This is a genomic window from Mycobacterium mantenii, assembly GCF_001667865.1.
Taxonomy (GTDB): Bacteria; Actinomycetota; Actinomycetes; order Mycobacteriales; family Mycobacteriaceae; genus Mycobacterium; species Mycobacterium mantenii_A.
Genome location: NZ_LZJP01000110.1, coordinates 120,959 through 139,517, shown reverse-complemented (window position 1 = coordinate 139,517; position 18,559 = coordinate 120,959). Strand labels below are relative to the sequence as shown.

17 protein-coding genes are annotated in these 18,559 nt (G+C 64.7%); 4 read left to right on the top strand and 13 right to left on the bottom strand.

The window, feature by feature from the left end:
- Nucleotide 1: 1 nt before the first annotated feature.
- From A5688_RS21320 to A5688_RS21300, 5 genes are read right to left on the bottom strand one after another with little or no spacing between them, the layout of a single operon-like run.
- The gene (locus tag A5688_RS21320; protein ID WP_067910392.1) at nucleotides 2-1,045 is read right to left on the bottom strand and encodes an acyl-CoA dehydrogenase family protein; all 1,044 of its coding nucleotides are present in this window, start codon (nucleotides 1,043-1,045) and stop codon (nucleotides 2-4) included.
- A 2-nt stretch (nucleotides 1,046-1,047) separates the two neighbouring features.
- Nucleotides 1,048-2,247, bottom strand: coding sequence for a cytochrome P450 (locus A5688_RS21315; RefSeq protein WP_067830678.1), 1,200 nt, complete (start codon nucleotides 2,245-2,247; stop codon nucleotides 1,048-1,050).
- Between the two features lie 46 nt (nucleotides 2,248-2,293).
- Nucleotides 2,294-2,740 carry a VOC family protein gene (locus A5688_RS21310; RefSeq protein ID WP_067910395.1) on the bottom strand — a complete coding sequence of 149 codons (447 nt, stop codon included), beginning with the start codon at nucleotides 2,738-2,740 and terminating at the stop codon, nucleotides 2,294-2,296.
- Nucleotides 2,737-3,948 (bottom strand): CoA transferase, encoded by a 1,212-nt coding sequence (locus A5688_RS21305; RefSeq protein ID WP_278185191.1) that lies wholly within the window; start codon nucleotides 3,946-3,948, stop codon nucleotides 2,737-2,739. The genes A5688_RS21310 and A5688_RS21305 overlap by 4 nt, the downstream gene beginning before the upstream one ends.
- Before the next feature lie 14 nt (nucleotides 3,949-3,962).
- Entirely contained in the window at nucleotides 3,963-5,198 is a 1,236-nt protein-coding gene (locus tag A5688_RS21300; protein WP_067910398.1) for a CaiB/BaiF CoA transferase family protein, read from the bottom strand.
- Between the two features lie 107 nt (nucleotides 5,199-5,305).
- Between A5688_RS21300 and A5688_RS21295 the strand changes: the two genes are divergently transcribed.
- The gene (locus A5688_RS21295) at nucleotides 5,306-6,511 is read left to right on the top strand and encodes a cytochrome P450 (RefSeq protein WP_067910401.1); all 1,206 of its coding nucleotides are present in this window, start codon (nucleotides 5,306-5,308) and stop codon (nucleotides 6,509-6,511) included.
- 11 nt (nucleotides 6,512-6,522) lie between these two features.
- Complete coding sequence (locus A5688_RS21290; RefSeq protein WP_067910404.1) at nucleotides 6,523-7,743, top strand: CaiB/BaiF CoA transferase family protein; 1,221 nt, start codon at nucleotides 6,523-6,525, stop codon at nucleotides 7,741-7,743.
- Nucleotides 7,744-7,760: 17 nt separating this feature from the next.
- On the opposite strand, the gene A5688_RS21285 is transcribed toward A5688_RS21290, so the two are convergent.
- The 8 genes from A5688_RS21285 to A5688_RS21250 all read right to left on the bottom strand — a co-directional run bounded on the left by A5688_RS21285 (nucleotide 7,761) and on the right by A5688_RS21250 (nucleotide 16,579).
- The gene (locus A5688_RS21285) at nucleotides 7,761-8,975 is read right to left on the bottom strand and encodes a cytochrome P450 (RefSeq protein WP_067910407.1); all 1,215 of its coding nucleotides are present in this window, start codon (nucleotides 8,973-8,975) and stop codon (nucleotides 7,761-7,763) included.
- Nucleotides 8,976-9,050: 75 nt separating this feature from the next.
- Nucleotides 9,051-10,169 (bottom strand): thiolase family protein, encoded by a 1,119-nt coding sequence (locus A5688_RS21280; protein WP_067910410.1) that lies wholly within the window; start codon nucleotides 10,167-10,169, stop codon nucleotides 9,051-9,053.
- Nucleotides 10,166-10,396, bottom strand: a complete 231-nt coding sequence (locus A5688_RS21275) for a hypothetical protein (RefSeq protein ID WP_067830700.1) — start codon at nucleotides 10,394-10,396, stop codon at nucleotides 10,166-10,168. Before A5688_RS21275 ends, A5688_RS21280 begins: the two co-directional genes overlap by 4 nt.
- A complete protein-coding gene (locus A5688_RS21270) occupies nucleotides 10,386-12,527 on the bottom strand; it encodes a CoA transferase (RefSeq protein ID WP_242660272.1) in 2,142 nt (713 codons plus the stop codon). The genes A5688_RS21275 and A5688_RS21270 overlap by 11 nt, the downstream gene beginning before the upstream one ends.
- Entirely contained in the window at nucleotides 12,524-13,612 is a 1,089-nt protein-coding gene (locus A5688_RS21265; RefSeq protein WP_067910413.1) for an acyl-CoA dehydrogenase family protein, read from the bottom strand. Before A5688_RS21265 ends, A5688_RS21270 begins: the two co-directional genes overlap by 4 nt.
- On the bottom strand, nucleotides 13,602-14,795 hold the full coding sequence (locus A5688_RS21260; RefSeq protein WP_067830706.1) for an acyl-CoA dehydrogenase family protein: 1,194 nt from the start codon (nucleotides 14,793-14,795) through the stop codon (nucleotides 13,602-13,604). Before A5688_RS21260 ends, A5688_RS21265 begins: the two co-directional genes overlap by 11 nt.
- Nucleotides 14,792-16,111, bottom strand: coding sequence for an amidohydrolase family protein (locus tag A5688_RS21255; protein WP_082955088.1), 1,320 nt, complete (start codon nucleotides 16,109-16,111; stop codon nucleotides 14,792-14,794). The genes A5688_RS21260 and A5688_RS21255 overlap by 4 nt, the downstream gene beginning before the upstream one ends.
- Before the next feature lie 33 nt (nucleotides 16,112-16,144).
- Nucleotides 16,145-16,579: an SRPBCC family protein gene (locus A5688_RS21250; RefSeq protein WP_067830709.1), complete on the bottom strand. Its 435-nt coding sequence runs from the start codon at nucleotides 16,577-16,579 to the stop codon at nucleotides 16,145-16,147.
- Nucleotides 16,580-16,659: 80 nt separating this feature from the next.
- Here A5688_RS21250 and A5688_RS21245 point away from each other — a divergent pair, with 80 nt between their 5' ends.
- Together A5688_RS21245 and A5688_RS21240 are read left to right on the top strand one after the other, a co-directional pair.
- Nucleotides 16,660-17,556, top strand: coding sequence for an enoyl-CoA hydratase/isomerase family protein (locus tag A5688_RS21245; protein ID WP_067830712.1), 897 nt, complete (start codon nucleotides 16,660-16,662; stop codon nucleotides 17,554-17,556).
- A gap of 76 nt (nucleotides 17,557-17,632) precedes the next feature.
- Nucleotides 17,633-18,544, top strand: a complete 912-nt coding sequence (locus A5688_RS21240) for an SDR family NAD(P)-dependent oxidoreductase (protein ID WP_347559125.1) — start codon at nucleotides 17,633-17,635, stop codon at nucleotides 18,542-18,544.
- Nucleotides 18,545-18,559: the final 15 nt, after the last annotated feature.

Sequence of the window (18,559 nt, the reverse complement as noted above, 5' to 3'; positions counted from 1 at the left end):
GCTACGCCAACTCCCGGTTGGCCAACCGCATCGCTGCGATGGCGTCATAGTGTGCCACCTCGTCACCGAATACGCGCCGGTCCAGCAGCGTACGACGCAGCCGCAGATGCGAGATGTGCTCCCACGTGATCGCGATGCCGCCGAATACCTGAACGGTCGTCTCCACCACCTCGCGGCCCGCCGCGGCGGCGTATGCCTTCGCCGTCATCGCTGCCAACCGCGCCTCCTCAACCGGCAGTTGGTCGATCGCCCACGCGGCGTACCACAGACAGCTGCGGGCGCCTTCCACTTGTACCAGGGCATCCGCGAGCAGATGTCCCACCGCCTGGAATGAGCCGATCTTGACTCCGAACTGCGCGCGTTCGCCGGCGTAGCGCACCGCATCGTCGAGCGCACCTTGCATGACGCCGACAAGGTCGGCGGCGAGCGCGGTCATGGCCAGCGACTCCACCCGCTGCCAGCGCTCATCACTGATGGGCTCCCCGGTCGCGCCTGCCGAAGCCGCCAAATCGGCTGGTGTGCGGCGCAACACGCGGGTCAGGTCGAGGGCAGCTGCCTTGTCACCATCAAGCGGCGCGCAGACGAGCTTGCGTTGAGCATCCGTTCGGACCGCTAGTAGTGCGTGGGTAGCACCCGCCGCGTCGAATGCCACTCCTGGCTGATTCGCCGCTGCAAATCCCGCCAAGTCCATCGTCAGCACCGGCGCCACCCGCAGGCTTCCGTCCGCGACGAGCTGCAGTTCCTCCTCGGCACGGGCAGCCTCTAAAAGCTCGGTGGCCAGCACCGCTTGGCCTATCACCGGTACGGCGCTGAGGGCTCGCGCCAGCTGCTCGATGACGATGGCGGTCTCCACGCCGCTGGCCGCGAGTCCGCACAAGGCAGGCGAACGCAGCGTCGGCACACCAAGTTCCACAACCTGGCGCCACTGTGCGTCGAGCGCCGCATCGGTAGGCAGTTGTTCGGGGCCGGTGACGGCGAGGCTCTCCCCCAGCCGGGTGGCGGTGTCCTGCAGCAGTTGCTGCTCGTCGGTGAAGGCGATGTCCATGGTCAGCGCAGGGTCATCTCCACGCGGGTGTAGCCGCGCACGGTCGCGGTGAGCACCCGCTCGTGCGCCCCAATGCCGTAGTTCGGGAACTTCTTGGCGATGTACTCGAACACCAGTTGCGCCTCCCGGCGCGCCAGCCACTGCCCAAGACAGATGTGGATTCCCCAGCCGAAATAGACGTCGGTGCCGCGAGGCCGCCCGATGATGAAACGGTCGGGGTCTTTGTATCGACGTTCATCCCGATTCGCGCTGCCCAGGAGCAGCAGCACCCAGTCTCCGGCGTTCATGGTGACACCGTGCCGCTCAATGGGCCGCGTCAGCGTGCGGGCCACCCAATGACTCGGGGTGTCATAACGAAGTGCCTCGTTGACGGCTACGGGAATAAGGTTGCGGTCTTTGACAATTCGCTGCCACTGGTCGGGATGCTCCGCGAGGGCCACCAAGCCGTTGGAGATCAATTTCTGAGTGGTTTCCGACCCCGCGGCCGAAAGCAGGTTGCAGAACATGAGCACCTCGTGCGCGGTCAACGAGCGCTCACCGCCGGCCTCGGGGTCGTCGAAGGTGGCCTGGAGCACGATGCTGATCAGATCGTCCCCGGGTTCGGTACGGCGTCGTTCGATGAGGTCGCCGATGTACTGGCTGATCATCCGATTCGCTTCGATGGCCTTGGCCGGCATGACCACTTCGCCTTCCTCGCGCGTCAGGAAGGCTTCCCACCAAACGCGCAGCTGCGCACGATCGCCGTGCGGCACGCCGAGCAGGTCGCCGATCACGTCGGTGGGAACCGAGAACGCGAAGGCCTCCATGGCGTCGACGGTGGTTCCGGGGCGCAGCCGGTCAAGATGGGTGTTGACCACCGCTTGCAGGGCGGACTCCATCGCGGCGACCGCTTTTGGCGTGAAGAAGCCCTTGAGGACACCGCGAATACGGTCATGGCGAGGGGGGTCCATCGAGATCACGGAGTATTTGCGGCCGTCGTTGTCGGGATTCTCCGGTGCCGGACCCAGCTTGGACGAGAACGTCTCCCAGTCCCGAAGTGCCCGCGAGACGTCGTCGAATCTGGACAGCACCCACCAGCGGTCCTCGGGATCCCGGTAGACCGGTGCCTCGTCGCGCAGTCGCCGGTAGACGGGGTACGGATCGTCGAAGATCGCCTTAGAGAACGGCGAATACATCAGCTCACTGGTGGCCGGCACAGCCATGACTCTATCATTTGACTGAACAATCGAACGTTTTGTGATCAGTTGATCATTGTCTAGGGCGGTGTTCAATCAACTCCAGCCAGTTGCCGTCGGGGTCGGTGGCCATCAGGCCGCGGTTGCCACCTTCGAATGTCACCGTCCGTTCGGGTCGTGCCCGCCCCCCGGAGCGCTCGATCCGCGCGATGAGTTCGTCGGGGTTGTCGACGCGAAACGACAGATGGCTAAATCCCACCGCGTTCATCTGCCGCGGCTCGACATTCCCGTGAACCCCCGGCGCCGCGTAGCTCAGCAACTCGAGGCGGAATCCGTCCCTCTGCAGGTAAACAAGGTCAAGCACCAGTCCGGGCACGTCTAGCAGTTGTGCTGTCTCAGGCCCTTCGACGTGCATTCGACTGACCTCGTCGAATCCGAGAGCCTCGCAATAGAATCCGATTGACCGGCCAATGTCACTGACACATAGTCCGATGTGAGTGAGTCGGTGGCCGCCGCTCATGTGGTGTCGTCGACAATTTCGTCGAGCAGTGCGTTGTGTTCGCCAACCAGAGGCGGGCGAGTCAGGGTGGACGTCGGCGCGGCACTGAACACATACGGTGTGCCCGGGTAGTTGAAGGTTTCCCCCAACTCCGGGTGGCGCACCGGCACCTTAAACCCACGGGCGGCGACGTGTTCGTCCTCGAATGCCTCGTCAGGCGACAGCAGCGCTCCGGCTGGGAATCCGCGGCGCTGGCTCTCCAGGAAGTACGCCTTGGCCGGTAATCGCGAGGCGATCAGAGTGAGCGCCTCGCGGGCCGCCGTCAGGATCGCGGTGGTTTCGTCGTCGGCGCCGATCTGCGCGATGTCCACCGGCGCGTCGCGCGAGGCGGCCAGCTCCAGGAACACGGCCTCGGGCAACTCGTCGGTTAGATCGAGCTCGGTGAGCCACGCCAGCAGGTTGGCGAACTCGTGTGGTTTCCGGGGCAACACGCCGGTGGTGGCGTACGCGCCGTCTGCGCAAAGAACTTGGGTCCGCTGACTCGGCGTGAAGTATGCATGCCGACCGGTCTGTCGAACGCATGTCTCGTTGTTGACCAGCCAGTGGTAGGTCACCTGCTCGGAACTGACATTGCAGGCAGCGTTGACGCTGACGTCGACCAGTTGCCCCTCGCCGGTCTGGTCACGATGGGCAAGCGCAACCAATGCTCCGATGGCGCAGTACATTCCGGCTATGTTTGCGGATTGCTCGCCGGCACCGCGGATCGGTGGCAGTGAATGGTCGTCGTAGCCGCAGTTCCACACCGGCCCCCCTCCGGCGAGCATGGTGAGGTCGGTGACCGGTTGGTCGGCTCGGGCGCTGTTCAGGCCGAACGGGCTGACCGCTACCCAGATCAACGACGGGTTATTGGCCGCGGTCTTGACGTAGCCAAGCGGGCCATCGCCCACTGGCCCGGCCCCCGAAATTGCAATGTCGGCGCGCGCGATCAGGCGCTGCAGCGCAATCATCCCCTGCGGAGTGTCGAGATCGATGGTCACCGAGCGCTTTCCGGCATTTCCGCCCCACCACCGCAGGCTGGCATCGGGCCCGGGAACCTCGAGCGCAAACGGTGGGCGCGACCGGTGTGGAGATCCGGTCGGAGGTTCAACGACAATCACGTCGGCGCCGAGTTCGGCGAGTACCCGTCCACCAATGGGCGTGAACTGGTCGCTGATCTCGACGACGCGAATTCCGGCTAGTGCGTTCAGATCACACCCTGCTTCGTCAGTTCGTCCAGTTCCTGACCGCTGTGACCGAGCAATCCGCCCAACACCTGGCGGTTGTGTTCGCCGAGGCAGGGCGCCGCCCGCGTAACATTCCACGGCGAGGCCGACATTCGCAGCGGCAGCCCCTCGACCCGCACCGTCCCGATCTCTGGGTGCTCCACGGCCGGGAAGAGACCCCATTCCGCTAGGTCGGGATCTTCGTCGATGCGTTCACGGGGCGACTTGACAACGCTGGCGGGAACTCCCGCAGCGGTGAGTTCGCTTGCCAGTAGAGAGGCCTCGCGCGTCCGGGTGCATGCGCTGAGCAATTCATCGAGCTCGTCGGCGACGCGGAGCCGCTGCTCGAGTGTCGCGAACCGGTCGGCAGTCAGTTCCGGTTTGTCAACGAGTTTGGCAAGGACCGCGACATCGCGATCGTCGCGGCAAGCGATGGCGATCCACCGGTCCTCACCCAGGCACGGGTAGATCCCGTGCGGGGCCATCTCATCGAAGTCGGCGCGATTGCCGTGGGGACTCCCGGTTGAGCGTGCGCGCCGCTTGTTCACGGTCCAGTCGAGCACCTCGGTGGGCAGCATGGCGATGCCGGCCGGCACCGTCGCCAAATCGACGTGCTGGCCTTCGCCTGTGCGTTCGCGATGGTGTACCGCCGCCAGAATCGCGGCGGCCATGTAGTACGCCGCGATGTGGTCCATGTAGGAGAAACCCCATCCAGCGGGTTCCCTGCCGGGCAGCCCAGCCGTGAACGTGAGCCCGCTCAGGGCTTGCACGATCGGGCCCCAGGTCTTGAAATCCCGATACGGACCGGTGTGGCCAAAGCCGCAATTCGACACGTAGACGATGTCGGGTTTGATACGTCGCAGCTCGTCGTAGCCGAAGCCCATCCTGGCCAGCACGCCGGCTGCGAAATTCTCACACACGATGTCGGACACCGCGATCAGCTCGCGGAGCAGGTCCTTACCGGCGTCGACGCGCAGGTTGATGGTTACGCCGAGCTTGCCCACGTTGTGGTTGTTGAAACCGCCGCCCAGGTTGACTCCCCTGCGATCGTCGACGAACGGGCCCACGCCGCGCAGTGCGTCCCACATCCCGCGAGTAACCGGATCCTCGACCCGGATCACCTCGGCGCCGAAGGCCGCCAGAATTTTCGTCGCGCCGGCCCCGGCCAGCTGGCCGCCCAGGTCGCACACGCGAAGATGGGATAAGGCGCTGGTCACTGTGCAACAATAAAACAGATTTTGTTCTTCTGCCAACAGGCTGGGTGCATCCGTGGTCGGGTGGCCGGTGCTCGCAGATTGACACTCGATGTTCTATTGTTCACTCTATGGTGACGATCGCAGCCGCCCGGTTCGACGAGCCGGCGTTCTACCTCGGCGACCCGAACGCGACATTTGCACAGTTGCGCGAAGCCGACCCCGTGCACTGGTACGAGGAGGGCAAGTTTTGGGTTATTACCAAATATGAAGACATCAAGGGCATCTCGGCGCGTCCGGAGAAGTTCAAGTCCGAGCGTATCGGCATAATGATGGATCTGATTGCGCACCGGGAGGGCCGCGACCCACAGGGATACCAGGGCCGCGGCATCATGTTCATGGATCCCCCGGAACACCGTGAGCATCGCAAGGCCATCGGCGTCCGTTTCACGCCGGCGGCGGTCGCCAAGATGGAAGCGCGGGTGCGCCAAGTCGTCAACGACGTCCTCGACGGCCTGCCGGATGGTGAGTTCGACTGGATCCAGCGGATCGCCGAGCCCATTCCTGTCTATGTTTTCGCCTACCTGCTCGGAGTGCCTGAGGAGGATTGGCCCAGGGTCGCAGGTTGGGCGACCACAATCGCGAACGTCGGCAGCGGGGTGGCCAGTGACGATGACCTCGCGTTCATTTTCGAACACATCGGCCCGTACCTGCTGGGTCTGGTCGCCGAACGTAAGGACGATCCACAAGACGATCTGCTCACCTTGTTGTCGGAGGTGACGGTCAACGGAGAACCTTTCAACGAGACGCAGGTGATGATTTACGCGCTGACGCTGCTGGCGGCGGGCAGCGAAACTACGCAGAGCCTGATCGCGGGAATCGCAGACTGCCTCGACGGGCATCCCGACCAAGCGGAGAAGTTGTTCGCAGACCCAAGTCTGAGCGCCAACGCGGTCGAGGAGGTCCTGCGGTACTGGACGCCGGTGATGAGCATGGCCCGCCAGGCCGCCAACGATGTGAACCTGCGCGGCGCGACCGTAAGGAAAGGCGACGGCGTGTTGCTGGCGTATGCATCGGCCAATCGCGACCAGGACCATTGGGGACCGACCGCCGAGCAGTTCGACATCACCCGCGACGACGCTGCAAGTCACCTCGGATTCGGTGTGGGTGAACATTTCTGCATGGGCGCCGCGCTCGCCCGACGAGAGGCGCGCCTGTTGCTGGACGAAATCGCCAAGCGCGCCACCGGCATTCACGTGGTCGGCGAGCGTGTGCCGCGGGCGTCCGCGCTAGTGCATACCCACGATCACTTGCCGGTCGTGCTGAACTACCGCTGAGAGGCGCATCGATGAGCGGACCGATGGACGGCGTGCGCGTCCTGGAGGTCGCGCAGTGGACGTTCGTTCCTGCGGCGGGCGCTGTGCTGGCCGACTGGGGTGCCGATGTGTTGAAGGTTGAGCACCCTCGCACCGGCGACTCGCAGCGCGGCCTGCGTCAGCTGGGCAACATCACCGTGGAAGGCCGGCGCAATCCCGTGATGGAGCACGCCAACCGGGGTAAACGGTCGATAGCGATCGATGTTTCAACCCCCGACGGGCACGAGCTGCTGATGGACATTGCACGGACCAGCGATGTATTTCTCACCAATTTTCTGCCCGACGCCCGCAAGAAGCTCAAGATCGACGTCGACGACGTCCGGGCGGTCAACCCGAAGATCATCTACGCCCGTGGCAGCGCCTATGGTCCGCTCGGCGATGATGGCGCCAAGGGTGGCTACGACATGACGGGGTTCTGGAGTCGCGCCGCCGGCGCCGCCAGCACGACGCCCAGTGACCTCAATGGAGTAATCGCGCAACCGGGCCCCGCGTACGGCGATTCACTCGGCGGCATGACGATCGCTGGTGGCATCGCCGCAGCGCTGTTCGAGCGCGAACGGACGGGCGTGGCACGCACAGTGGACATCTCGCTGCTTGGTGTCGGAGTATGGGCAATGGGCGTGGCCGTCAACGCCGCCCTGGTCAGCGGCGAGCCGTGGGTGGCCAATCCGGCCGGCGCCAACGTAGCGCCGCACAATCCACTCACCGGTTTCTACCGAACGAGCGACAATCGATTCCTGGGATTGTCTATGCTGCAGGCGTTTCGGTACTTCCCGGAATTCTGCGCACGTGTGGGAATTCCTGAACTTGCCGCCGACGAGCGATTCGCCAGCCATGAGCTGCTCACCGAGAACGCCCACCAGGCAACCGACGTGCTGCGTGCCGCCATCGCGACACACCCTCTTGAACACTGGCGCAAAGTGTTCGCGGACTTCGACGGCCAGTGGGCCCCGGTCCTCAACACGGCCGAGGTGGCGACTGACCCGCAGGTGCGCGCCAATGGCGGCATCGTCACAATCGAGCGCGACGGCGAGTCTTTCGACTTGGTGGCCAGTCCAGTGCTGTTCGACCAGACGCCTTTGCATCTCGGTCCAGCACCGGAGTTCGCCGAACACACCGAGGAGTTGATCCTCGAACTCGGTGACGATTGGGACCGGATCATCGCCCTCAAGGACAGCGGCGCCATCGGCTGACGGACCACCCGCGCGGCCTATCGGGCGGCCAACTCAAGACGGTTCAGGCGCCGGACCAGAATGCTGGGCAACCACTCCCCAACGTCGGCCGCCTCTATCCAGCTGGTGCGCGCCAGCAGCATCCGGAACACGATCTGCGCCTCCAACCGCGCCAGTGCAGCCCCCACGCAGAAGTGCGCGCCCTTGCCGAAGGTCGCGTGTCCTTTGGGGTTACCGCGGTCGAGGCGAAACTCATTCGGCGCGTCGAAGTGGGCTGGATCGCGATTAGCCGCTCCCCACATCAGCAGCAGATGAGAGTCGGCGGCTACCTCGACTCCGCCGAGTGTGGTGCCGCGCATTACGTGTCGGTAGTGGCCGCGAAACGGCGCCTCGCAGCGCAATGTCTCTTCGATGAAGGCGCCCAGGGATTCGGGGTTGTCACGAAGCCGCTTTTGAATCTCGGGTCGGTCGGTGAGAATCCACGCCGCGCTTCCCAGAAGTGATGCCGTCGACTCACCGGCGGCGCTGAACAGCGTCAGCATTATCCGGAGAGCTGGTGCTTGCTCAAGCTCCCCGGACGAACAGCGTGCGGCCAGGTCACTGATGAGACCGTGGTCGGAATTCTCCGCTGCCTTTTCGAAATGCTCCATCACGTACGTGGACAGTTCGGCTGCTCCAGCCCAGGCGGCCTCGAGCTGTGCCGGTGTGACAATCCCGTCGAGCAACGTCGTGGTGGCGTAGCCGAGGCGGATGAGGTCGTCGACGTCGTCGTCGGGCAGGCCCAGCAACCTGGCCACCACCATCATCGGAAGCCGGTTGGCCACAGCGCTCATCCATTCAATGTGACCGCCGCGCAGATGCTCGTCCCACAACTGATCAGCGGTATCGGCGGCGAACTCCTCGATGACACGGACCCGCTTGGCGGACAAGTGCGGCAGCAAGATTTTGCGGTGCATCGCGTGCACCGGATCATCCGCGGTGGCCAACACGTGAGATTGATCCCCCGGCGAACCCAGCTCGAATGGGGTGACCGTCCCGTCGTCGTGATAGACCATGGTGGCCGTTAGGTTCGAAGAAAAATCGTCGACCCGTTCGACGGCCTCCATCACCGCATCCCAACCGCACACGGCGTAGAACGCCGAATTTCCGATGCGATGCACCGGCGCCACAGCACGCATCTGGTCATACAACGGATAGGGGTCCTGTACCGCGTCCGCGCCGAACAATTGGATCGGATTATCAAGAACCGTCATGGATCGACCTCGCTACAGCATTGAAAGTCGGCCCGCTGCGCCCGCACCGCTGTCCCACCACCCCCACGCCCGGGATCACCGGCCCAGCACGGCGACGACACAGGACCCGCCACCGCCCATCGCCTGTGCCAGCCCGATCCGGGGATCGGGGACTTGCCGCGAATCCGCTTCGCCCCGAAGCTGACTGACTATCTCAGCTGCCTGTGCCAATCCGGTTGCGCCGAAGGCGTGGCCACGGGCGAGGCAACCGCCGTCGGTGTTCGTTGGTAAGCGGCCGCCCGACGCCAGTCCACCTGATTGGGCAAGGTCAGCCACATCCTTGACGTCGGCGAGGCCCATCGCGATGAGCGCGGTGATCTCCTCGCTGGCGCACATGTCGTGCAGGGAGACAATCCCGATATCAGACGGGACGACCTGCGCAGCGTCGAAGGCCCGCTGAGCGGTCAGCGTGATCTGTGACGGAGGGCCGACACATGGACCCTTGACGGGCCACGTCGGGTCCTGCGGCCAGCTGGTCTGCTCGATCGAGTTGACCGCCACCGATCGCGGTCGGTCTCCGCCCGTCACCACGATCGCGGCTCCGCCGTCTACGGAGGCGTGACACATCATCTTCGTCAGCGGCTCGGCGACCATGCGGGCTGACATCACCTGCTCGACCGTCACCTCGTCGTCGGTTCGGCGCGCCGCCAACGGATTCAGCCTTGCTTGGTTGTACGACTTGGCTGCGACGGCACCGATTGCGTCCGGACCGCACTGGGCCTCGTAGAGCCACCGATTGGCCTCGATGGCATAGTGAATCTGCGGCGGGAAGCGGTCCCAGAAATCGACCGCAGCCGGTACCACCCCGCCGGGTTCGAGAGCCGTCGTCTTCTCGTAGCCGATCGCCAAAGCCGTGTGGCAACGGCCCGACGCGACCGCCCAGACGGCGTGCCGCAACGCGACCATGCCTCCCGCTGAGGCGCTTTCGATTGCGGTCACGGGAATTCCGGTGCGGCCCAGACGATGCGCCACCTTCAACCCTGTCTGGGGCGGCGCCATCGAACTGGAAGTGAAGACCTCGCCGACAGCGTCATAGTCGAGACCCGCATCTCCAAGCGCTTTCTCGGCGGCCGTGACACCGAGATCCGCCAGCGCGGTATCACCGTACTTGCCGAACGGGGTGACGCCGACTCCGGCAATGCGTACACCGGTCATCTCGGATCCCCTTCGAACAACACAGTTGCGGTGTCTCCCAAGGTCTTTTCGACGACACGACCGACCGTGCCCGGTTCCGGCCTCGGTCCCAACACCAGCACCTGAAGCCGCCCGTCGGGGGTGTCCACCCACGCGACGCTGTAGCCGTCCTGGCCATAACCGGGGATCGGCGATTTCGCCGGTACGAAGGTCGAGGCCCACACCGTCGCGGTCGGGTCACCGGGCATTGGTCATCCTTTCCTGACGAGCGTTTGCATTGCCCAGCCCCGGCGGCGGCGCCAGCCGAATAGCGCCCAGGCCCGCGAATCGCCATGGCAGCCCGACCAATCGGGCGGTACCGATTTCGGGGTCGGGATGAGTGATTTCGGGGAAGAATCCGCGGGCCCCCAGATGCTCGTCGGCCACCAGATCCTCGGCGCGCTGCACCGGTTGGGCGCGCACCCCCGCGGCGGTCAAGCGCGCTGCCACGTCGTCAGCCGACGCAGCGGCGATTAGCGCTGCCAGTTGCTCGGTCACCACGCCGTGCGGCGAATCCATCTGCGCTTTGAGGAAGCCGGCTAAACACTCCCAGTCACTGGGTTCAACAAGTTCAACAGCTACCCAGCGGCCGTCGCGGCTTCGGTACACCCCGCGGTGCGAGGCGGCCGCGTTGTCGTCCACCGGCTCTTCGGCGACCGAGGCCGCAGCGACGAACTCGGCCACCGTCGACGCGACGACCTCGGCCATGGACAGATCAATCACCGCTCCGGTATCGCGGGCGGGCCCGATGGCCCACGCGGCTATCACCGCGGCGGCCACCACCGAGGACAGCGGGTCGGCGAGGACCGTACCGAGCCGCGCCGGTGACCCGTCGGAGCCGATGGTCAGCCCGGCCAGACCCCCGTAGGACTGAACGTTGTTGGCGTACACGCGGTATCCCGCCATGGGGCCAGTCGCCCCGAAGCCCGACACCCGAACCGCGAGCCTGCCCGAGCCGGTGACCGCAGCGGGCTCCACCTCCAGCCGGGTGAGTCGTGACGTGCCGACGTTCTCGATAAGCACGTCGCAGTCGGCCACCGCCGCGTCGACGTCCTGCACCGCCCGGCCAGGCTCAATCAGAATGCTCTGCTTGGAGTGGTTGGCGACTGCGAAGTAGGCGCCGCGCTCGACGCCCGGCCGGCCTCCGGCGAAGGGGCCGGTGCGTCGATAAATGTCGAGTCGCTCGGGGTCTTCCAGCCTCACAACCCGCGCTCCCATCGCGCCGAGTAATGCGCCGATGATCGGTCCGGCCAACACGTGGGTCAGTTCGACGATCTTCAGGTCGGCCAAGCGACCGGTGCGTCGGTGATCTGATCGCCCACCCGTGTGCACCAGCCATGGCGGGCCCAACACGGACACTGCCACACCGCAAAGCTCCGTCGTCGAAATCGCGCTGCGAGAAGAGAACTGGGGTGAGGTCAGGATTTCCGTGGGAGTATTGACCGGTGTCGACGGCACACCGTTGGCCTGCAGCAGCGCGGCGCACCCTTCTTTGTCACGCGTTGCCGCCCACGCACGGACATGTTCATTGATCAGGTCGGCTTGTTCGATCCGGGCGGCTCGTTCGTCGAGGCCCGCGGCCCACGCCGGATGGCCCAGTGCGGCAAGCAGACCCCGCCACTGGTGGTTTTCCACCGCGGTGATGCGAACCATCCCATCGCGGCACCCGAACAAACCCGACGGTGCGACATAGCGCCCGCTGCCCGCCCTCCCCGGGCACGAGTAGAGCACATGAGCGCACTCTGGCAGAGCCGCGGTGAACGCCACTGCCTCCTGAACCGAGACGTCGACGAATACCGACGCGTGCGTGGAGTTGCGCTGATCGAGGCCGTGCAACGCTGCCAACGCCGCGGCCGCGCCCGCCGCCTTAAGCGCGACATAGCCCGGGGCGGGCACGGGCGCTCCGTCGGCTCCCTCGATCGTGGCGAGCAGCCCGCCGGCAGCCTGAGCGACAAGTTCACCGCCCCGCTGAGACGACCGCGGTCCATCGAGTCCGAAGGGGCTGACAGTCACCACAACGGCGTTGTCGGCCATGGGCGGGTCCACGGCGGCGTTGTGGTCCACGATCACGATGTCGTGTTCATTGATCAGTGCCGACAGATCCGGTGGCGATCCGACGATTCGCTTGCCGCGATCGAGGGTCAAGTCGACGGCCGCGACGGGCCCCGCTGGGGTGCTGAGCACGGGTCCAACCCGGCCGGTCGTTTTTACCTCGGACACCTTGGTGACGACAGCGCCGAGACAAGCGAGCAGGGCCGCCGCCGCCGAACCGGCTATCCCGTCGCCGATTTCGAGGACGTTGATTCCTGATAGGAAAGAAATTCGATCGGTAGCGTTCACACTCCACGCTCCTCGTTGTCGGCGGAGCGATGCCGGCCGTCCAGCCAGCGCGTGACCGCATCGCGGTGGTATGCGCGGCCTCCGAGTCCTGCCGCAGCACCCGCCGCGCGGCGAAGGTGAATGTGGGCGTAGTGCTCCCAGGTGTAGGCGATGCCGCCGAACACCTGGGTCGCGCCCTCAGGTACGGCGCGCAGCGAGTCGATGCCCCAATATGCAGCAAGCGATGCCAGCGCCGCGGCGTCGGGATGCCCGTGCTGGCACGCGTCGGCGGCGCGGTTGACAAGGGCCCGCCCGACTTCGATCGCGCACCGCTGGTCGACGAGGCGGTGCTTGATCGCCTGGAATGCACCTATCGGGTGGCCAAACGCGGTGCGCTGCTTGGCGTATTCGACCGCGGCTTCGTTGGCGGCCGAGGCGATGCCGACCAGTTCGGCCACCTGGGCGACCCGTGCACGCATTGTCGCGCCGTGATGGCGGACCTCGGCTGGCTCACCCCACTCGATGACATCAATCGGTGCTTCCTGCATGGAGATTCGGGCAGCAGGGTTGTGATCCAGTGGAGTGACCGCCTCACATGTCACGCCTGCGCCGGTCGGGTCGACCACACCCAGAACAGTCTGGTCGTTCTTGCCGGCGCAGACCAGGAGCCTGGTCGCAACCGCAGCGAAGGGCACAAGCGGCCATACTCCGGAGATGTTGCCGGCGCCAGTGAGTTCACCGCGCTCGGGTAACACCAGGCTGACGCCGTCCGCGCACCGATCCTCGCACCAGCCTGCGACAGCCGCTACGCCCAGCGGGACCGGGGCCGCCGCTGCGCCTGCCGCCTCGGCCAGCACGCACAACTCACGAAGACCCCCGCCTCCCCCGCCGCCCGCATCGCTCACCAAAACATCGGGCCATCCCAACTCTGCGATGGTCTGCCACAGCACTGGGTCGAAGACCGGCCCGGGGCCGTCGAGCAGGCTCCGGAATGCCTGCGGCGACCATGCCCGCCGCAGGACATCGTCGGCCGATTCGCGCAGCCGGGCCAGTTCTGCTGCGGTGTCGGCTATCTCGGTCAATGACGACAGGGCGTTAGCAGTCACGGGGCAGCCCCAGGAGCTTCTCGCCAATCACATTGCGCTGGATTTCCGATGTGCCCGCACCGAAGGTCGCGGCCCGCATCAACAAGTAGCTCTGAGCGACATTGCCGTTCTTGATCGCCCCGATCGAGCCGCGCTCCAACGTGCCGGCGGGGCCGGCGAGTTCCAACCCGAAATTCGCCATCGCCTGGTCGACCTCCGAGGTCAGCAACTTGGCCACCGACGCCTCCGGGCCAGGGCTGACACCACGGACGCCCGCGGCGGTCGCCTGTGCCGAAATCTGCCGAAGCGCCTCCACCTGCGCCGCGAATCCGACAATCCGATCGGCGACATAGCTGTCGTTAAAGCCGTTGCGGGCCAGCGCATTCTCCTCCTGAGCCATCTTGACCAGGATCGCAAGCCGCCGCTCGATGCGATGAGTGCGACTCTGGCCAACACGCTCGAAGCCCAGTGTGGACTTGGCCACCTTCCAACCGCCATTCAACGGCCCGAGAACATTGATCAGCGGCACACGCACCGAATCGAAGAAAACCTCATTGAACTCCGACTGACCGGTGATCTGCCGTATCGGGCGCACCGCTATTCCGCGGGTTGCTAAAGGCACCAGGATGTAACTGATTCCATGGTGCTTATCCGCCGTCAGATCGGTACGCGCCAGAATGTAAATCCAGTCTGCGTATTGGGCCTTTGAAGTCCAGACCTTCTGTCCGGTGATCACCAATTCGTCGCCGTCGATATCGGCCTTTGTCTTCAGCGCGGCCAAGTCGCTGCCGGCCTCGGGCTCACTGAAGCCCTGACACCATACCTCTTCTCCAGACAGAATCTTGGGCAGATAGCGTGCGCGCTGCTGGTCGCTGCCCCACTGAATGATGGTGGGCCCCAGCTGATTGACGGCGCTCCGATTAATGGGTTCGGGCGCGCGGGCGGCAGCCATCTCCGCGTTGAAGATCAGCTGCTGCACCGGTGTGGCGGCGCGGCCGCCGAACTGCACAGGCCAAGAGATCGCGGCCAGACCGGCGTCGTAGAGCCGTCTCTGCCACAAACGCATTCGGTCCAGGCGGTCGGTCTCGTTGCCTCCGGGACCCAGGACCTCAGACGTCAGCGCTGATGCGAGAAAAGCGCGGACCTCATCGCGGAACTCGCGATCAGCGTCGGCGAGGACAACGCCATAGTCTGGCTCGGTCACGCTCCACCGCGAAGGATCGAGGCCATCCGCACCTTCATGTCCCCGTACGTGATCGCCGTGGCACCTGCCTTCGGCGCGCGGCCGGCGTCTACCTTCGGGGCGGACAGATCCAAGCCGGCGATCTTCCCCCGCAATGCCGCAACGGTGCAGTTGACTCTTCCGAGTCGCTCAACGCCGGTGTAGCCGAAAGCACGGGCGGCGTTATTCCACGTGATCGCTTCGACCTCGTCAGGGCTGCAGCCCTGCAGCTGCGCAGCGAGCTGCTCGGGTGCGTCAGGCCAACTACTGTCCGAGTGCGGATAGTCCATCTCCCAACAGATGGTCTCCACCCCGATACGGTCGCGCATCTCGATGCCCACGCGGTCACGGATGAAACATGACATGAAGTTGCGTCGGAATACGTCGGTGGGGCTCAGCCCATCACCGAGATCGTCTCCGGTCCACGCCCGCTGGCGGGAATAGATGTCCTCGAATCGCTCTAACAGGAACGGGATCCAGCCGATCCCGCCCTCAGATAGGGAGAACTTGATAGTTGGAAACTTCGTGAGGACCGGGGAGAACAGCAGATCGGCCGTGAACCGCTGGGTGTCAAGGGGGATCATCGCGTTGTACGCGAGGTAGGTGGTCAGGTCGGACGGCACGGGCATGCCGCCTCCCGTGCCGATGTGGATGTTCACCACGCAGTTCTGTTCACACAGAGCCTCCCACAGCGGGTCCCAATGCGGGTCCTGCCACGGCGGCTGGCCGTAGTTGCCAATGTGCTGCGGTGCTGTCACCGCCCGGCAGCCCAACCGCGCCAGCCGATGCACCTCGGCCGCGGCCAACGCCGGATCCCATAGCGGCAGAATGCCCATCGGGATGAACCGGTCGGGATGACGGCCGCACCAGTCCTCGATGTGCCAGTCGTTGTAGGCGCGGACCATCACCTCGGAGACCTCACGGTCACCCCGGTAGGTGAAGAGCGCGCCGGAGATGGTGGGAAACGACGGAAAACATAGCGAAGCCAACACACCGGACGCGTTCATGTCGTTCACCCGCGCGTCGACGTCGTAACAGCCTGCCCGCATGTCGCTGAATCGAGAGGGCTCAAATCCCCACTCGTCGTTGGGCCGGCCCGCGACCGCGTTGAGTCCGATGTTGGGCAGCTGCAGACCGTCATACTCCCAAAAACACACGCCGTCGGCGTCCTCGACGATGCGTGGAGCGTCGTCGGCGAAACGGCGTGGTACCCGCCCAGTGAACATGTCGGGCGGTTCGACGGTGTGGTCGTCCACACTGATCAACACCAGATCGAGAGGATCAATCACCTGATGCATTTTAGACTAATTAACAAATTATGTCTAAGTGTTCTATCCGGACGTCCGCCGCTCATTGGCGAAGTCCTGCACCCAGCCCGCCATCAAGCCGTAGACGGCCTCCATGGCATCGCGCGCGTCGGCATCATCACCTATCGGCTCATAGTCGATGTCCCAGACGACGATCGATTCCCCAACAGCATCCGCGCTTTCGGAGACGGTATTGACCGCCACAAATCGGCTGACTGGCATCGGATTGTTGGCGATCTCGTACGATAGCGCGCGCTCATCCGGCTTGATCCAGATGAGCGTCTCGATTACCGGCGTCTCACTACTTGCGGCGATGAACCGCCGCATGCCTGGCCCTTTGCCCTCGACCCGGACATCGCTGGGCCCGGGGATCCAATCGACGTTGCCGAAGTCAGCCAGGACTGCCCAGACTGCGTCCGGCGATGCTGCGAGCCGCTTGGTGACCGTGAACGATGGCATTCGCTGAAGGTACCACCACCATGTAACAGTTGATCGACTACTGTATCTGTGTACTGTCGAGTGCGCGAAGGAGCGGTGATATGAGCGCCGACGCCCCCGCCGAAGGCGAATACGTAGTTGATGACGACTGGGTCCGTTATGAAGTCGTCGAACCGCACATCGCTCAGATCACCATCAACCGGCCGGACCGGCGCAACGCAATCCTGTCGCCCGACATGCACAACCTGTTCAAGGAGCGGCTGACCCGCGCCGAAGACGACGATGAGGTCAAAGTCGTCATCCTCCTGGCCGAGGGCAAGGACTTCTGCAGCGGCGACGATGTCCGCCGGCTCCCGGTGGAGCAAGCAGGGCTGACCAAGGGGAAGCGGTTGCCACAGACCGCACGCTTAGGCAACGCGCGACGACTGCACCGGCACCTGACGAACTGGCTGGAGTTTCCCAAGACGGTGATCGCGGCCTGCCAGGGCGCCACGCTGGGCGCCGGAATGAACCTCGCTCTCGCCGCCGACATTCTGATTGTCTCCGACGACATGTATCTCGCTCGCCCGCAGGCGCGCATCGGGTTCGCAGGATTCTCCACAGCTATGCCGTTGGCGCTGCTCAAATTAGGGCCTAACCGCGGCTACGAGGCAATGATCACCGGGCGCAAGGTGACGGCGGCCGAGCTGCGCGAATGGGGCGTGGCCGCGTCAGTGGTGCCCGCCGAGTCGTTGCGCCACGAAGCCATGCGGTACGCCCACGCGATAGCCCATCATTCAGCCGACGGGTTGATGGTGGGAAAGCACGCGCTGATCGCGTTCTGGCACGCGGTCGGAATGGCACAGTTCGGCGACTGGGTCCCGATGGGCCACACCGTGTTCAGCAACCTGTCCTGGCGTGATGACGAGTTCAACTTCATGAAGGAGCGTAGCTCTCGCGGCGGCCGGGAGGCCATGGCCGAGCTCGAGCGCCGCTATTCCGAGTGGGGATTCGAATAGTTTCGGTGATGCAACACCTATACAGATTTTGTATGTGTGTTCTGTATGCTGAAAAGCAAACGGCACAGGGAGCTGAATGACGATGGGTGTGCTTGACGGACGCACTGCACTGGTAACCGGCGCTGGACGGGGAATTGGGGCTGCGGTCGCCGAGGGCCTGGCGGCCGAGGGCGCAACGGTCCTGGTGTCGGATGCCGGAGTCGGCGTCGACGGGACCGGCCAAGACGCGGGCCCGGCCGAAAGTGTGGCCGCGACGATCACGAGCCGGGGCGGCAAGGCATTCGCCGATACCACCGACATCACCGACTTCGCTGCGTGTGCGGATCTCATCGACCGCGCCGCCGAAATGCTCGGAGGCTTGGATGTCGTCGTGAACGCCGCGGGAATCCTGCGCGACGGCATGGTATTCAAGATGAGCGAGCAGGACTGGGACGCAGTGGTCTCGGTGCACCTCAAAGGCACGTTCAACGTCACCCGCCACGCGGCGGCATGGTGGCGCGAAAACAGAGGCGGGCAGTACCGACTGATCACGTTCACGTCGATGTCGGGACTGCAGGGCGCCCCCAGCCAGCCCAATTATGCTGCCGCCAAAATGGGCATAGTCGGCCTGACCTTCTCGTGCGCCAACGCATTACGGAACTATGGGGTGCGTTGCAACGCCATCGCGCCGATCGCCGGCACCCGCATGACCCAGGGCATCAAGGGTGGCGGGAGCATGGACTACTCGGAGTCCAACGTTCGCCTATCGCCGAAGAACTGCGTGCCGCCCGTGGTGTATCTGGCCAGCGTGCAATCTGATTGGCTCAACCGGCGCGTCATCTTCGCCGGCAACGGCCGTATCAGCCTGATGTCCAACCCGGTCGTCGAACGCGAAATCGTGTCGACGTCGGGAACCTGGGATATCCCGACTGCTTTCGCCGAGATCGAGGCGTCGTTCAAGGAAGCCGTCCTGTATCCCAACATCTTCGACAAGCCACCCGCCAGTTGACCCGACGGAGAGGGT

Excerpts from the sequence above, each read along its gene's own strand:
- A5688_RS21320 (WP_067910392.1), bottom strand. The coding sequence starts at position 1,045 with ATGGACATCGCCTTCACCGACGAGCAGCAACTGCTGCAGGACACCGCC.
- A5688_RS21315 (WP_067830678.1), bottom strand. The coding sequence starts at position 2,247 with ATGGCTGTGCCGGCCACCAGTGAGCTGATGTATTCGCCGTTCTCTAAG.
- A5688_RS21310 (WP_067910395.1), bottom strand. The coding sequence starts at position 2,740 with ATGAGCGGCGGCCACCGACTCACTCACATCGGACTATGTGTCAGTGAC.
- A5688_RS21295 (WP_067910401.1), top strand. The coding sequence starts at position 5,306 with ATGGTGACGATCGCAGCCGCCCGGTTCGACGAGCCGGCGTTCTACCTC.
- A5688_RS21290 (WP_067910404.1), top strand. The coding sequence starts at position 6,523 with ATGAGCGGACCGATGGACGGCGTGCGCGTCCTGGAGGTCGCGCAGTGG.
- A5688_RS21285 (WP_067910407.1), bottom strand. The coding sequence starts at position 8,975 with ATGACGGTTCTTGATAATCCGATCCAATTGTTCGGCGCGGACGCGGTA.
- A5688_RS21280 (WP_067910410.1), bottom strand. The coding sequence starts at position 10,169 with ATGACCGGTGTACGCATTGCCGGAGTCGGCGTCACCCCGTTCGGCAAG.
- A5688_RS21275 (WP_067830700.1), bottom strand. The coding sequence starts at position 10,396 with ATGCCCGGTGACCCGACCGCGACGGTGTGGGCCTCGACCTTCGTACCG.
- A5688_RS21255 (WP_082955088.1), bottom strand. The coding sequence starts at position 16,111 with ATGCATCAGGTGATTGATCCTCTCGATCTGGTGTTGATCAGTGTGGAC.
- A5688_RS21250 (WP_067830709.1), bottom strand. The coding sequence starts at position 16,579 with ATGCCATCGTTCACGGTCACCAAGCGGCTCGCAGCATCGCCGGACGCA.
- A5688_RS21245 (WP_067830712.1), top strand. The coding sequence starts at position 16,660 with ATGAGCGCCGACGCCCCCGCCGAAGGCGAATACGTAGTTGATGACGAC.
- A5688_RS21240 (WP_347559125.1), top strand. The coding sequence starts at position 17,633 with ATGACGATGGGTGTGCTTGACGGACGCACTGCACTGGTAACCGGCGCT.